Origin of the sequence: Pseudomonas juntendi, assembly GCF_009932375.1 — a bacterium.
Classification (GTDB): domain Bacteria; phylum Pseudomonadota; class Gammaproteobacteria; order Pseudomonadales; family Pseudomonadaceae; genus Aquipseudomonas; species Aquipseudomonas juntendi.
In genome coordinates this window covers 1-229 of the sequence record NZ_BLJG01000505.1, presented here as the reverse complement: position 1 = coordinate 229, position 229 = coordinate 1, and the positions used below count along the sequence as shown (strand labels likewise).

The window sequence follows — 229 nt, the reverse complement described above, 5'->3', positions numbered from 1 at the left end:
GGCCAGCAGGATGCCCAGCGGTACGCCAACCAGTACGCACAAACCCGTACTCACCAGCACCAAGGCCAGGGTCTGCAGCAGTTTGTCCCACAGCCCGAGCATGCCGATCAGTGCCAGCAGGGCCACCAGCACCACGCTGCGCAGCAGGCTGCGGCTGGCGTGCCAGGCCAGCAGGCCGACCATCGCCAGCAGCAGCCACCAAGGCACCAGGCGCAGCAGGTTCTCCAGC

The 229-nt window shown here is 67.7% G+C and carries 1 pseudogene; it reads right to left on the bottom strand.

The annotated features are described in order from the left end of the window. A pseudogene (locus GYA94_RS26965) lies at positions 1-229 on the bottom strand (proline/glycine betaine ABC transporter permease); the annotation flags it as partial.